1 protein-coding gene is annotated in these 474 nt (G+C 37.8%); it reads right to left on the bottom strand.

Going from position 1 to position 474, the window contains the following annotated elements:
• On the bottom strand, positions 1 to 461 hold a 461-nt coding region (locus HC175_RS18145), incomplete at its 3' end, for a WG repeat-containing protein (protein ID WP_235942673.1).
• Positions 462 to 474 lie beyond the last annotated feature (13 nt).

Here is a 474-nt window from a genome sequence, read left to right as displayed (position 1 = left end):
TCGGGATCAATGAAACCACTTTTCCCGTTCATCTGGACATAGGCCCTATTATTTTCAAAAGGTAGAGCTGAATCGTAGATGGGGTCGATAACTAATTCCCCTGTTCTATCGATATAGCCATATTTATCTCCCTTTTTAAATACGGCTCTGTTGTTATGGAACCCACCTTGCCATAGGGGCTCAAACTTTAGTGGAATCACCACCTCGTTTCTTTTATTAATATAGCCACTCTTGCCATTTTTAATAACCTGAGCCAAGCCTTCTGAAAATGAACTTACCTTATCGTAAATAAATGGAATTACCGGTTCGTTTTTCTTGTTAACAAAACCCCATTGGCCATTCTTCTTCGCATAAACTAATTGATCTTTAAAATCAAATCCGATCTCCTGGTACTCAAAAGGAATTATAACTTTTCCATTTCTATTCACAAAGCCATAGAGATCTTCTTTCTTAACCCGCATCAAACCTTCAGAA

The organism is Salinimicrobium oceani (assembly GCF_012037645.1).
The sequence above is the reverse complement of the archived record's forward strand: the minus strand, read 5'-3'. Positions and strand labels throughout refer to the sequence as shown.